Genomic DNA, 13,774 nt, shown 5'->3' with positions numbered 1-13,774 from the left:
GGCTCACGGGGTGGCTCCGTGGGCGGACGTACCCTCACCCCAACCCCTCTCCCGGGGGGAGAGGGGCTCGAGCGGGGCGCCCGCGAACAAGGTGTCGACGCCTTCGATCAGTTGCGGGTCGAAACGCCAGGCGTGCACGCCTGGCGATGGGTCGCGTGCGGCGTCCAGGCCGCGGCAGAACAGGTAGCGCACGCCGCCGAAGTCGCGAGCGTAGTCGTAGCCGTCGCCCAGGCGGAAGCGCAGCCAGCGGTGCAGCGCCACGGTGTAGATCAGCGCCTGCAAGGTGTATTCGCTGTGCGCCATCGCCCGCGCCAGCGCATCGGGGTCGTAGGCCGGCAGGCGGTTGGACTTGTAGTCGAGCACGTACCAGCGGCCGTCATGGTGGTAGGTGAGGTCGATCAGGCCGGTCATCAGCCCCTCCAGGCGCTGCCGCGCGCCGAACGCCTGGCGCTCGCCAGCCACGCCGAAGCGGTGCAGCAGCGCCAGCAGCGCATCGACCCGGGTCGGACGCATGGCGAAGTGGAATTCCATTTCGTTGCGCCGCTGCTCCTCCGGCACCGCGGCCAGGCAGGTGCCTTCCGGCAGCGCCACGGTGAGGGTGTTGCCGACCAGGGCGGTGAGCATGGCGGTGCCGTCTTCCAGTTCGTCCTCGGCATAGCCGCCGCGCTGCAGCGCTTCGACGATGGCGGTGGCTTGCCCGGCCGGTGCCGGCTGGCCTGGGCGCCAGGCGCGCCAGGCGGCGAAGTCGCAGCGCTCGAACACGTCGTGCATGGCCACGCCGAAGCGGTTGCCGACGAAGCGGCGATCGACCATGTCCACCTCCACCGCGGCGCTGACCGTCTCGCTGGCAGCGGGTTCGTCGCTGCCGCCGCTGCTGGGCACGGTGGCGCTGGCCATCGGGTCGCTGCCGGCGTCGGCGTTGGCCAGTTGGGTGAAGCTGTACACCCACCACTCCGGCAGCACCCGCCGCTGCGGCACGCGCGCCGGCGGCACCGGCGGCGCCGGCTCGGGCGGCAGCCGCGGCAGTTGTGCGGGCGGCGGCGTGCTGTCGAGGGCGACCGCGCCGGGAGCGGCGGCGGCCTGCAAGGCGTCGAGGTCGCGCAGCATAGGTTCCAGCGCGGTCGCGTCGTGCTTGAAGAACGCACCAGTGGCGATCCACAGCGCATGTTCGGCGCGGGTCAGGCCGACGTAGAGCAGGCGCGCGTCCTCGGCGCGCTGTTCCTGTTTCCACGCGGCTTCGGCCGTCTCCCAGGCCGGGTCGGCCTCGCCGCCGCTGCGGCCGGTGTTCCACTGCAGTTGGCGCCCGCCCTGCGGCGCCGGCACCACGCAGTGGCGCCCGGGGCTGCGCTCGCTGCGGCCGATGCCGGCGTACGGCAGGAACACCAGCGGATATTCCAGGCCCTTGCTCTTGTGCAGGGTGACGATCTGCACGCGGCGCGCGTCCGATTCCAGGCGCAACTGCTGCGTTTCGTCGCTGTCGTCGGCATTGGCGATGCGCCGCGCCAGCCAGTCGACCAGGCCATGCGGGCCGAGTGCGCGGGTGTCGGCTTCCTGCAGCAGTTCGGCCAGCTGCAGGTAGTTGGTGAGGCGGCGCTCGCCGTCGACCAGCGCCAGCAGGCGCTGCCCGTGTGCGGCGCCGAGGTCGCCGATCAGGGCCAGCGGGCCGCCGCGCTGCCAGCGTTCGCGCCAATCCAGCGCCTGTTGCTGCCAGCGGCGGTGGCGTTCGCCGTCGTGGTCGAGTGCGGCGATGGCCGCGGCGTCCTCGCCGATCAGCACGGTGGCCAGCGCCGCGCGCAGGCGGCCGTCGTCGCCGGGGTCGAGCAGCGCCTGCAGCAGCGCCAGCAGTTCCAGCGCCTCGTCGGTGGCGAACAGGCTGCGGCGGCCGGCGGCGACCGCGGGAATGCCGGCGGCGGCCAGCGCCTGCTGGATGCGCGTGGCTTCGCCATGGCTGCGCACCAGCACCGCGATGTCACCGGCCTGCACGGGGCGGCCGAGCAAGCTGGCGCGGCCGTCGCGGGCCTCGGCCAGCCAGCCGCGGATCGCCGCCACGCAGGCGGCGGTGCACAACTCGCGGGCGCGACCGGCGCTCCACGGCTTGGGCTTGCCCGGCGCCTTGGCGGTGGCCGGCGGCGGCGGTTCCGGTGCACGCCACACGGTCAGCGCCGGGGCCGGCGCGCCACCGCGTTGCAGGTCGGCATCGACGCGCTTGCTGCCCGGCTGCACCGGGTGGAAGGCGATACCGTCGGTGAGGAAGGCCTCGGTGTAGCCGGCCTGCGCGTACAGCGCGTCGATCGCCGCCAGCAGTGCCGGGCGCGAGCGGAAGTTGTGCGCCAGCGGCGGCGCGCGTTCGGCGTCCGCGGCGGCGGCCAGGTAGGTGCGCACGTCGCCGCCGCGGAAGCCGTAGATGGCCTGCTTGGGGTCGCCGATCAGGGCCAGCAGTGGCCGCGTGTCGTCCGGTGCCGACAGCGATGGCGCGAGCGCCGCATCGTCCTGCGCCACGTTGGCATCGGCCGTCGCCGGGGCGAACACCTTGCGGAAGATCGTCCACTGGCGATCGTCGGTGTCCTGGAACTCGTCGACCAGGGCCACCGCGTACTGCGCGCGCAGCCGCTGCGCCAGGGCCTCGCCATGCGGACCTTCCAGCGCGCGCGCCACGCCCTCGACCAGGTCGTCGTAGGTCTGCACGCGGCGCTGGCGCTTGAGATAGGCCAGCCGCTCCGCCGCGTCGGCGCGCAGCGCGTGCAAGAGACACATGCGACGTCGCGTACGCCACTGCGCCAGCTGCGCCAACGCAGCGAGATAGCCATCGATGGCGTGGCTCAGCGACGAGGCCGGGGTGCGCTCGGCGTGCTTCTTGTTGGTGCCGGCCGCCAGTTCGGCGCCGGTGAGCTTGACCAGCTTCGGATGCGGCGGCACGTCCGCCGCCGGCGCCGCGGCGAAGGCATCCAGCCAGTGCCACAGCGCGGTCAGCCAGTCGGGCTTGTAGCTGACCTTGCTCAGCACGCCGGCCTCGATCGCCGTGGCGATCGCTTCGAAACAGGCGGTGCCGTGGGTGCGGAACGCCTCGGCCAGGGCCACACCGGCGCGCTGCGCGGCCTGCTGCAACACGGCGCCGTCCTCGGCGGCGAAGACCGGCGCGGCCGGCAGCAGGGTCGGATGCCGCACCAGTTCGCGCAGGTCGATGGCCATGCCGTCCGGCCCGCCCGGCCACAGCGCCACCAGATCCTCGGCCATCGCCGGATCGGCGGCGCGTTGCCGCCACAGGTCGGCGGCGACGTCGCGCAGCAGTTCGCGGTCGTCGGTGAGCAGTTGCGGTGCGGCGAAGGCCTGGCCGCTTTCCAGCGCATGCTCGCGCAGCACGCGCGCGCAGAAGCCGTGGATGGTGAAGATGGCGGCGAGGTCGATGTCCTCGGCGGCCTGCTGCAGGCGGCGGCGCAGGGCGGTTGGGGTTTCGGTGCCGGTGGCCAGATGCGCGGCGAGGATGGCGCGAGTGAGGGCGACGTCGGGTGGGTCTTGTTGTAGGAGCGGCTTTAGCCGCGACGGGTCTTCTGCGATGTCTGTCGCGGCTGAAGCCGCTCCTACGGAGCTTCCATCGGCGTCCGGCACCAGCGTCGCAGCAAGCGCCAGGCGCTCGCGGATGCGGCGGCGCAGTTCCTGGGTGGCGGCCTCGGTGAAGGTGACGGCGAGGAGTTGACCCAGGCGCAGGCCGCGTTCGACCACCAGGCGGGTGAACAAGGTGGCCAGGGTGAAGGTCTTGCCGGTACCGGCGCTGGCCTCGATCAGGCGCACGCCGTGCAGCGGGAGCTGCAGGTAGGGGTCGCGGTCGGGCATGGCGCTCATTCGGCGTCCTCCTGCGTGCCGCGCCAGCGCTGCCAGCTCTCGCTAAGCCGTTCGGGATCGAGCGCGGGGCCGGCGTCGCCCTGTTCGAGCAAGCCGAACACGCGCTGGCTGGTGGCGGCGAAGTCGGCGAAGCGCTGCGCATCGGCGAACGGGTCGCGGCCGCGGCCAACCAGGCGCAGTTCCGGGCTGTCCGCCTCGCTCCAGCCGAAGCTGGCCTGCCATTGCGCGGCGGCGTCCTTGATTGCCTTGTCCAGATCGCCGGCGCGCACGGCCTGGTAGTACTTCCAGCTGCTGTACGGCGCGAATGCCAGCGGCGCCTGGCGGCCGTGGCGATACAGCTGCAGCAGTTCGCCCAGCGCCTGCTGCGCCTGGGCGGCGGCCAGCGGTTCACGGTCCATCGGATGCGGGCCGAGGCTGTCGTCGTGGTCGAAGAAGCGCACGTAGGGCACCTGTTCGCCGGCGGCACGCAGCAGCAGCCATTCCAGCCCGTGGCGGATCGCGCTGCGCCCGCTCAGCGCGCCCACCTGCACGCGCGCCACGCCGGGCGCGTACCAGCCCGGCAGGCGGCCGTGCAGCGCGGTGCCGTCGAGGTCCACCTGCAGCCGCGGCGCCAGCGGTGCGTTGTCGCTGCCGCGCCACTGCCGGAACGCCTCGGCGTAGGGGCGCAACTGGCGTACGCGCTCGTCGAGCTGGCGCCGGCCCAGCGGCCCGGAGGGCAGCAGCGCGCGGGCGCGCAGGCGTTCGTACAGGGCGTCGGTGTCCTCGCGCAGCACCGCGTCGAACACCTGCTGCTGCAAGCCGTACTGGTCGAGCCCACGGCTGGGGGCCAGCAGCGGTTCCAGGTCGCTGTCGGCCTGCGCCGGATCGGGCAGGCGCAGGCCCAGACGCTGGCGCAGGAACTGCCCGGCCGGATCGACCAGCAGGCGGCGCAGATCGTCGATCGACAGCTGCGAAGGCAGCGCGTCGTCGGTAGAGGCCGGCAGATCGTCGATCCACGGTGCCAGCGGCTGCCGCTGCCCGACCAGGCTGTCCACCGCCGGTCGCCACTGCCGGCGGTAGCTGAAACGGCGTGGATCGGCGTCCTCGGCACCGGTGGCGCCGAACGCGGCCGCGGCGAACGGCTGCAGCGGATGCCGCACCACCAGCGCCGCGGCCGCGGCCGGGTCGGCGTGGTACTGCGCGGCGCAAGCCAGCAGTTCGCCGACCAGCGGCGAGGGTTCGCGCACGCTGCCGTCGCGTGCGTCGGCGCCCAGGTAGCTCAGGTAGAACACATCCTGCGCCGAGGCGAACAGCTGCAGGAACAGGAAGCGGTCGTCCTCGCGGGTGGAACGGTCGCCGTGGCGGCGGCGCGTGGTGCCCAGGTCGGCGGTGAGGCGGTTGAGCCCGGCGGCCGGATCGCGGCGCGGGAAATCGCCGTCGTTCATGCCCAGCAGGCAGATCACCCGGAACGGCAGCAGCCGCATCGGCACCATGCGGCCGAAGCTGATGCCGCCGGTGAGCAGCGGCGCGCGCGTGTCCGATTCGCCCAGCACCGCGGCGAAGTGCGCGCGCACCACCTCGGCCGGCACCGCGTCGGCGTAGTCGGCACGGGCGGCGTCGCGCGCGAACTGGTCGATCAGCGCACGAAGCCGCTCCAGCGCGCGCTGCTGGCGCGGCGCCGACGGACTCTGCGGCAGCAGCGCCTCGAGCAGGCCCAGCAGCACTTCGCGCCACTGCGCCGGCGGCATCGGCTCGGCCAGCGCCGCCTGGTGGCGGTCGAGCACGCGTAGCAGGCGCAGCAGCGTGTCCAGCGCGGCCAGCGCGCTGCCTTCCAGTTGCGGCCACGGCGCGACGCCATCGATGTCGTCCTCGGCGCCGCTGGCGTGGCCGAGCAGCAGCCGGTCCAGGGCGAAGCGCCAGGTATAGGCGTCGTCGGCCGGCGCCTGGTGGCGCTGCCGGTGCGCCGCGTCCAGGCCCCAGCGCGCGCCGGCGGCGTGCAGCCAGCTGCGCAGGCGTTCCAGCCCGGCCTCGTCCAGGCCGGCGGCCTCGGCGATCGGCGCGCTGGCGATCAGGTCCAGGATCTCGTGCAGGCCGAAGCGCGCGATCGGCAGGCCGAGCAGCGCCAGGAACACCTCGGCCAGCGGCTCGCTGGCCAGCGGGCTGGCGTCGGCCAGCGCATACGGCAAGGCGTCGTCGCCGGCGTGGCCGCCGAACACAGCGTCCAGATACGGCACGTAGGGGTCGATGTCCGGCGACAGCACCGCGATCTCGCGCGGCTGCAGCGGTGGCTCGAAGCGCGGATCGTCCAGCAGCGCGCGCACCTGGTCGTGCAGCACCTGCAGTTCGCGCAGGCGGGTGTGGCAGGCGTGCACCTGCAGGCTGGGATCGTGTGGATCCACCGCGGCCAGCGGTGCCGGCCTGGCCGGCGCGCGGCGATGGAACAGGTCGCTCTGCATGCGCCGCAGCAGGCTGTCGCCGAGGCCTCCATCGGCCAGCGCACGCCGACCCGACTCCAGCGGATCGGCATAGACCGCGATCTCGGCCAGCGGGTGCACCACCTCGTAGTCGCCGATCAGCGCCATGAAGTCGCGCCCGGCCGCGCCCCAGGCCTGCAGCAGCGGATTCTCCTGCACCTGTTCGGCGAACAGGTCCACCGCCCCGCCCTCGCGGCGGCGCTGCCACAGCGTCTGCAGATCGCCCCAGTAGCCCTGCGCCGGCGTCGGCAGGTAGAAGTGCAGCGTGCCGGCGCGCGCCTGCGTGGCCAGCACGCGCAGCACGTCCGGGGAGATGTTGAGCACGGCGAAGGCGAACAGGCGCCGCGGCAGGCCCTGCGGCAATGGCCCGTCCGGGCGTGCGTAGCGGTCCAGGTATTGGCCGATGCGCCGCGCGCGGTAGGCGCGACCACTGGCGATGCGCCGCCACAGCCGCGCCTGCGGATCGTCCGGGTCGGCGCCGCCTTCCCAGCGCAGCAGCCAGTCGCGGCGCCAGGCCTGGTACTTCTCGAACACGTTGCTCAGCTCGCCGGCCAGGCTCCACGGCTTGAGCGCATCGCCGTCGGCCAGATAGCCGGCCAGCGGCGCCAGCGCGGCATCGTTGCCCAGGTCGCCCTGCAGCGCGGCATACAGGCGCCAGTGCATGGTCGCCATGTCCAGGTCGTCGGCGGCCGCGCCGAGATTGCGCTCCAGCGCGCGCGCGACGAACTCGCCGGGGGTGAGGAATTCCAGGTTCGCCGCCACCCCGTGCACCGCGGCCAGGGTCGACTGCAGCCAGCGCCGCATCGCCACCTGCGGGATCAGCACCACCTCCGGCGCCAGCAAGGGCTGCTCCGGCGGCGGCCGGCGCAGTTCTTCGGCGAGCAGGGCGGCCAGGGTATCCAGCGCGTTGGACGGATACAGCCGGAAATCGGGCGCGGATGGGGCAGGCATGTGCGGGCATTGTGCCGGATGCGCGGGTGCGGCGCCTTTGCGCGAGGCTCTTCCCTTCTCCCATCGGGAGAAGGTGCCCCGCAGGGCGGATGAGGGTACGGGCACAGCCTCGTGCACCCAAAACTGCGCGAGTCGCTTCGCGCCGCACCCTTACCCCAACCCCTCTTCCGGTGGGAGAGGGGCTAGCCGTCTCCTTCTCCCACCGGGAGAAGGTGCCCCGCAGGGGCGGATGAGGGTATGGGCACAGCCTCGTGCGCCCAACCATCGCGAGAAGCTTCGCGCCAGACCCTCACCCCAACCCCTCTCCCGGTGGGAGAGGGGCTAGCTGTTCCCTTCTCCCATCGAGAGAAGGTGGCCCGAAGGGCCGGATGAGGTCCGGGCGCAGTCTCGCGCACCCGAACATCGCGAGACGCTTCGCGCCGGACCCTCACCCCAACCCCTCTCCCGGCGGGAGAGGGGCTAGCCGCTCTCTTCTCCAATCGGGAGAAGGTGCCCCGCAGGGGCGGATGAGGGTATGAGCACAGCCTCGTGCGCCCAACCATCGCGAGACGCTTCGCGCCAGACCCTCACCCCAACCCCTCTCCCGGTGGGAGAGGGGCTTAAAGCGTCAGTACTTCTTCTCGACGTTGAACATCCAGGTCTGGTCGCTGCCGCTGTCACCGTCGGTGACGCCGCGATACTCCACGCGCGTGGACAGGCCCTGGTCGGTGCTGAACACCACGCCCACGCCCAGCATCAGCCGGTTGCGGTCGTACACCGTCTGCCCGGTGCGGTACAGGGTGCCGCCGACGATGTCGGCATACCCCAGCGTGGCGTCGCCACGGCCCTGGAAGTCGTGCTGGTACTCGAGCCGGAACTGCGGCGTCAGCCGTCCCCAGGACATCTGCCGGCGCCATTCCAGGCGCAGACCGAGGTTGCCGGTGGTGGTGGCCACGTCCATGTCTTCGTAGCGCAGCGCATACGGCGCCATCGCCGCTTCGCTGTAGGCATCGAGCGTGGCGCGCGCGGCGTCCACCCGCGCATACGGGGTGATCTGCCAATCGCCGCGCTGCAGGTCGGCACCGGCCGACAGCGACGCGATCCACTGGTGGCCGCTGCGGTCGCCTTCGGCCAGCGCGCCGTTGTCGGTGACGTAGCGGCGCAGGTCGTAGGACAGCAGCTGATAGCCGACCAAGGTGTCGAAGAACAGGGTCTGACCCGGGTGATAGCTGGCATACAGCGCCAGCGTGTACGCCGTGGACTTGCTGCGACTGCCGTCGCGGCCGACATCGCTGTCGTCGCGGCCCCAACCCACGCCCGCCCCGAGCGCGAAGGCCGAGGAGACGCGGTAATCGGCACCCAGGCTCAGGCCATCGGTCTGGAAATCCACGCCGGCGCGCTGCGACTGCTTGTCCAGGCTGCCGGAGCGGATCGCACCGCCCACCCACAGACCGAGGTCGCCTGCCGCGGTGTCGCGCTGCGCTGCCGACGCGGTATCGGCGCAGCCGTCCATGGCGCCGTCACGCAGGTCGCGATTGGCCGGATCGCACGCTTGCGCGTCGAGGTTGCGATCGCTCTGCAGTGTGCGGTCGCGCTGGCGGCAGTGCGAGGTGGCCTGGAAGCTCATCCCGTTGTCGAAGCCGCGTGCGCCACGGTGGGTCGCTTCCAGGCGGCGCTGGAAGTTGTCGATCTGCGCCTTGGCGAAGCGCCGGGTCGATTCGGCCTGCGCGTCGATCAAACCACGCACTTGCGCATCCTGAGTCGGATCCGGGCGCGGCGCGATCACGAACACGATGTCCGCCGCGGCCGAGGTCGCATACGCGTTGGACAGGGTGAAGCGCACCGTGGCGTTGCCGGAGAAGGCCGGGTTCGGCACGAAGGTCAGCACGAAACCCGGACCGTCGTCCGCGGCCGCCGTCGGCACACCAGCGGCCTTGGCGGCGGCCCGGGTGATCGTGGCGGTGCCGGCGTTGGCCGGCAGCACCGCGACCACGGCAGCGGCCACGAACGGACCGCCGGTGGCGTTACGGGTGACGTCCACGGTCTGCGCCTGTCCGGTCACCGCCGGCACTGTCGCCGACACCGCGATGGGGCGGGCGTTGACGGTGATGGTGACGGTCGCCGGCGCCGAGCTGCCGCCCGCGCCGACGGCGGTGTAGGCCACGCTGTCCACACCCACGTAACCGGCCGCCGGCGTGTACACCAGGCGCCGGCCTTCGACCGTCGCGGTGCCATGGCTCGGAGCGGTGGCGATGGCGATGCTGTCGATGCTGCCGGTGTCGTTGCCGGTCACCTCCAGGGTCAGCGGGGTATCCACCAGCGTGGCGCCGGTGTCGTTCGCCGCCACCGGTGCCGGTACCGCCGAGGCGATGGTCAGGGTGTAGGCCTGCGTGACCGAGAAGCCGTTGGCGTCGCTCACCTTGAGGCTGAAGGCGAAACTGCCAGCAGCGCTCGGCGTGCCGGACAGCACGCCCGCCGGGGTCAGGCTCAGCCCGGTCGGCAGCGCGCCGCTGACCACGCTGTAGCTGTACGGCGCAGCGCCGCCGCTGACGCTCAGGGTCTGGGTGTACGCCGTGCCCGCGGTGCCGGCCGGCAAGGTCGGCTGACCCACGATCAGGGTCGGCGCGGCAATGCTCAACGTATAGCTGCGGCTGGCTTGGCCGGGAACCCCGGCGGTGCTGTCGGTGACGGTGGCGGTGAAGGCGAAGCTGCCCGCCTGGGTCGGGGTACCGGACAGCACGCCAGCGGCGCTCAGGCTCAATCCGGCCGGCAGTGCGCCGGTGGCAATGCTGTAGCTATAGGGCGCTGTCCCGCCGGTGGCGCTGAGTGCTTGGCTGTAGGCGCTGCCCGCGGTACCGGCCGGCAGTGCCGGCGGGGCCAGGGTGAGCGTCGGCGACGCGACCGTCAGGGTGAACGCCTGCGCCGCAGTGAAGGCGTTAGCGTCGGTGACGCGCACGGTGAACGCGAAATTGCCAGCCGTGGTCGGCGTGCCGGACAGCACACCGCCGGCACTCAGGCTCATCCCGCTCGGCAAGGCGCCGGCATTGAGCACATAGCTGTACGGCGCAGTGCCGCCGCTGGTGCTCAGCGCCTGGCTGTAGCTGGCGCCGATCGCCGCCGCGGGCAGGGTCGACGGCGTGATGGTCAGCGCGGGCGCAACGATGGACAGGGCATAGGCATGCGAGCCGCCGAAGCCACCGGCATCGGTGACGCCGACGACGAAGCTGAAGCTGCCGGCCACGGTCGGGGTGCCGGATAGGACACCGGCGCTGCTCAGGCTCAGGCCCGCAGGCAGGGCACCGGAGCTGAGCGCGTAGGTGTAGGGCGCCGTGCCGCCGCTGGTGCTCAGCGTCTGGCTGTAGGCGGTACCCGCGGTCCCGGACGGCAGTGCGGACGGAGCCACCGTCAAGGTCGGCGAAACGATCGCCAGGGTATAGCTGCGCGCCGCCTGTCCCGCGGTCCCGGAGGTGCTGTCGGTGGCGGTCAGGGTGAAGCTGAAGTTGCCGGCCACGGTCGGGGTACCAGTGAGCGCGCCGCTGGCACTGTTGACGGTGACGCCGGCCGGCAAGGCGCCGGCACTGACCGTGTAGGTATACGGCGCAATACCGCCGCTGGCCTGGGTGATCGCCGCGCTGTAGGGCTGCCCGGCGGTGCCGTTGGACAATGTCGTCGCCGGCAGGGTCAGCGTCGGTGCGGCCACGGTCAGGGTGTAGGCGCGGCTGCCGCTGGTGGGCGTGCCGCTGTCGGTGGCGGACACGGTGAAGTTGAAGCTGCCGCTGGCAGTCGGTGTGCCGGACAGCACGCCGGTGCTGCTCAAGGTCAACCCGGCCGGCAGCGCGCCGCTGATGATGGCAAAGCTGTACGGCGCAGTGCCGCCACTGGCGAGCAGGGTCTGGCTGTAGGCGCTGCCTGCGGTGGCGGCGGGCAGTGACGCCGGCGAGACCGTCACCACCGCATCGTCGTTGAGGATGGTGCCGGTTGCGCTGGCACGGGCGATGGTGGCATTGCTGGCCCCGGACAGGTTGAGGCTGAAGGTTTCGTCCGGTTCGACGGTGGTGTCGCCATTGATGGTGACCGCCACGCCCTGCGAGGTGGTGCCGGGGGCGAAGGTCAGCGTACCGGAGCGGGCGACATAGTCGCTGCCGGCGGTGGCGGTGCCATCGGCGGTCGCGTAGTTGACGGTGACGGTCTGGCCGCTGGCGGCGCTGAGGCTGACGGTGAACGTCGCCGTGGTGGTACCGCTGTTGCCCTCGGCGACGCTGACGTCGCCGACCGACAGCGCCGGCACGGCATCGTCGTTGACGATGGTGCCCACTCCCTGCCCGCGGGTGACCGTGGCGCCGCTGACGCTGGTGACGTTGACGAAGAAGGTTTCGTTGGGTTCGTTGAGCGTGTCGCCGACGACCTGCACGGTGAAGGTGGCGCTGCTGCTGCCGGCCGGGATGGTCATCCCGGTCACGCTGGCGGCGATGTAGTCGGTGCCCGCGGTTGCCGTATTGTCGGCCGTGCCGATGTTGAAGCTGACCCCGCCGCTGGCGGCCGGCTGGCTGAGCGACACGGTGAAGGTCGCGCTGGTGGTGCCGGAATCGCCTTCATTCACCGGCACGTCGTTGATCGACAACGCCGGCTGGTCATCGTTGAGGATGGTACCGGTGGCGCTGTTCGGCGAACCGACCGTATAGCCGCTGCCCGCATTGAGGCTGATCACCACGGTCTCGTCGGGTTCGACGGTCGTGTCCGGCGTTGGGTTGACGGTGATGGTGCCGCTGGTCTGGCCGGCCGCGATCACCAAGGGCGAATTGATCGTGGCGTAGTCGGTGCCGTTTGTGGCGGTACCGCCCACGTTGAAACCGATCGAGAGCGCCGACGGCGAAGGCTGGCTCAGCGCGACGGTGTAGACCAGGTTGGGGGCGCCATCCTCGGTCACGCTGGCTGGCGAGACCGTGATGCTGGCGACCGGGAAATCGTCGTTGACGATGGTGGCCGTGGCGCTGGACGGGCTGCCGACGGAATAGCCGGTGCCGCCGGCGACGCTGAAGATCGCCGTCTCATCGGGTTCCACCGTCGTGTCGGCGACGGGGGTGATGCTGAAGCTGGCCGAGGACGCGTTGGCCGGCACCACGACGCTGCTGACCGCGCCGGTATAGTCGGTCCCGCTGGTGGCGGTCCCGCTGCGGGTCAGGTTCACCGTGGTCGGCGAACTGTTGGTCTGACTCAGCGTCACCGTGTAGACGAAGGCCGTGCCGCTGTCCTCGTTGGCACTGGACGGCGAGACCGCGATGCTGGCTTGCCGCGTGGGGTTGATGGTGATGTTGAAGACGATCTGGTTGGCAGGAGTCTCGCTGTCGAGCAGATAGAACGTATCCGAGGTCGCGCCGTCCCCGTTGTTGGTATAGGTCACCCGTTGAGTGCCGGCGCTATCGAGCTGACCGGTGAGGACAGCGCTGCCGTGCGAGGGTTGCGAACCGTCGCTCATGCCAAAGTTGTCGACGGGATTGTCGCAATTGCTGACGTCGAACGTCACCGACTGGCCCGAGTTGATGGTCGCGGTCTGCGGCGTCGTACAGAACGGTCCGGCGGCCAGACAGACCTGCGACACCGCCAGCAACAACAGCGCCATCAGCCAACGCAGCGTCAAGCGCACGCCGCTCGACGCGGTGTATTTCGTAGACATATTTCGATTCCCCTAAATCGCGCCACCCCATGGGCGCTGGCAGCCATCCTGGTGCCTCGGACTTCGCGGAACATCGGCCCGACAAGCATCGGCCACGCGCGTTGCGCGGCTATTGGAACAACAAGTCGGACGTCACGTAAAGCAACAAATGCGTCACGTCTGTCTGGTTCAGCAAAATCGTCGCTTGCATGTCGCGCAAGTCGTGATTAAGTAATGCGGCGCCCGACACGAGGTCGGTCGCCACCAACTCCGGGGGGGAGATCCGCATGAGCGAGTTCTTCATCGGTCAGATCATGCTGACCGGTTTCGCGTTTGCGCCGAAGTATTTTGCGCAATGCAACGGGCAATTGCTGCCGATCAATCAGAACCAGGCCTTGTTCAGTCTGCTCAGCACGCGCTACGGCGGCGACGGCAAGACCACGTTCGGCTTGCCGGACATGCGTGGGCGTACGCCCATGGGCTATGGGCCGTCGGTCGACCCCGCGTGGCAACCACCCGCGGTGCCGCTGGGGCAGGCCGCCGGCGCGGAGACGGTGACGCTGGTGGGCGACAACCTGCCCGCGCATCTGCACATCATGGATTGCAGCAGCGCCAACGGCGACAACCGTGTGCCGACCGGACGCCTGTTCGCGAACAACGTCGTCAACCCGGGGCCAGGCACACCGCATGCGCTGTATGCCGCGCCCGGCACGATGGTGCCGCTGGCGCAGTCCACCATCGCCAACAGCGGCGGCGGCCAGGCGCATCCGAACCTGCAGCCGTACACCACGCTGAATTTCTGCATCGCGCTGTCCGGCATCTTCCCTTCGCGCAACTAGGCGTCTCCGCACTCGGGCGCAGGGCGCGCTGTCTGCGCGCGGCGCTTCATCGACCAGGA

At 71.2% G+C, this 13,774-nt stretch carries 5 protein-coding genes; 1 reads left to right on the top strand and 4 read right to left on the bottom strand.

The window, feature by feature from the left end; all coding sequences use genetic code 11:
• Nucleotides 1–3: 3 nt before the first annotated feature.
• The 4 genes from recB to ACP93_RS22030 form a co-directional block, all read right to left on the bottom strand.
• Nucleotides 4–3,840, bottom strand: coding sequence for an exodeoxyribonuclease V subunit beta (recB, locus tag ACP93_RS17535; protein WP_048491946.1), 3,837 nt, complete (start codon nt 3,838–3,840; stop codon nt 4–6).
• Complete coding sequence (recC, locus tag ACP93_RS17530; protein ID WP_048491945.1) at nt 3,837–7,244, bottom strand: exodeoxyribonuclease V subunit gamma; 3,408 nt, start codon at nt 7,242–7,244, stop codon at nt 3,837–3,839. Before recC ends, recB begins: the two co-directional genes overlap by 4 nt.
• A gap of 607 nt (nt 7,245–7,851) precedes the next feature.
• Nucleotides 7,852–12,897 (bottom strand): putative Ig domain-containing protein, encoded by a 5,046-nt coding sequence (locus ACP93_RS17525; RefSeq protein WP_204243716.1) that lies wholly within the window; start codon nt 12,895–12,897, stop codon nt 7,852–7,854.
• 109 nt (nt 12,898–13,006) lie between these two features.
• Nucleotides 13,007–13,180 (bottom strand): hypothetical protein, encoded by a 174-nt coding sequence (locus ACP93_RS22030; RefSeq protein ID WP_157862438.1) that lies wholly within the window; start codon nt 13,178–13,180, stop codon nt 13,007–13,009.
• Here ACP93_RS22030 and ACP93_RS17520 point away from each other — a divergent pair.
• A complete protein-coding gene (locus ACP93_RS17520) occupies nt 13,164–13,715 on the top strand; it encodes a phage tail protein (RefSeq protein WP_048491944.1) in 552 nt (183 codons plus the stop codon). The genes ACP93_RS22030 and ACP93_RS17520 overlap by 17 nt on opposite strands.
• The last annotated feature ends 59 nt before the right edge of the window (nt 13,716–13,774 follow it).

The organism is Xanthomonas sp. NCPPB 1128 (genome assembly GCF_001043115.1).
Classification (GTDB): domain Bacteria; phylum Pseudomonadota; class Gammaproteobacteria; order Xanthomonadales; family Xanthomonadaceae; genus Xanthomonas_A.
This window is presented reverse-complemented; position numbering and strand designations above follow the sequence as displayed.

Bases quoted from the DNA above. Each gene is read 5' to 3' on its own strand.
- recB (WP_048491946.1), bottom strand. From the start codon at position 3,840: ATGAGCGCCATGCCCGACCGCGACCCCTACCTGCAGCTCCCGCTGCAC.
- recC (WP_048491945.1), bottom strand. From the start codon at position 7,244: ATGCCTGCCCCATCCGCGCCCGATTTCCGGCTGTATCCGTCCAACGCG.
- ACP93_RS17525 (WP_204243716.1), bottom strand. From the start codon at position 12,897: ATGTCTACGAAATACACCGCGTCGAGCGGCGTGCGCTTGACGCTGCGT.
- ACP93_RS17520 (WP_048491944.1), top strand. From the start codon at position 13,164: ATGAGCGAGTTCTTCATCGGTCAGATCATGCTGACCGGTTTCGCGTTT.
- ACP93_RS22030 (WP_157862438.1), bottom strand. From the start codon at position 13,180: ATGAAGAACTCGCTCATGCGGATCTCCCCCCCGGAGTTGGTGGCGACC.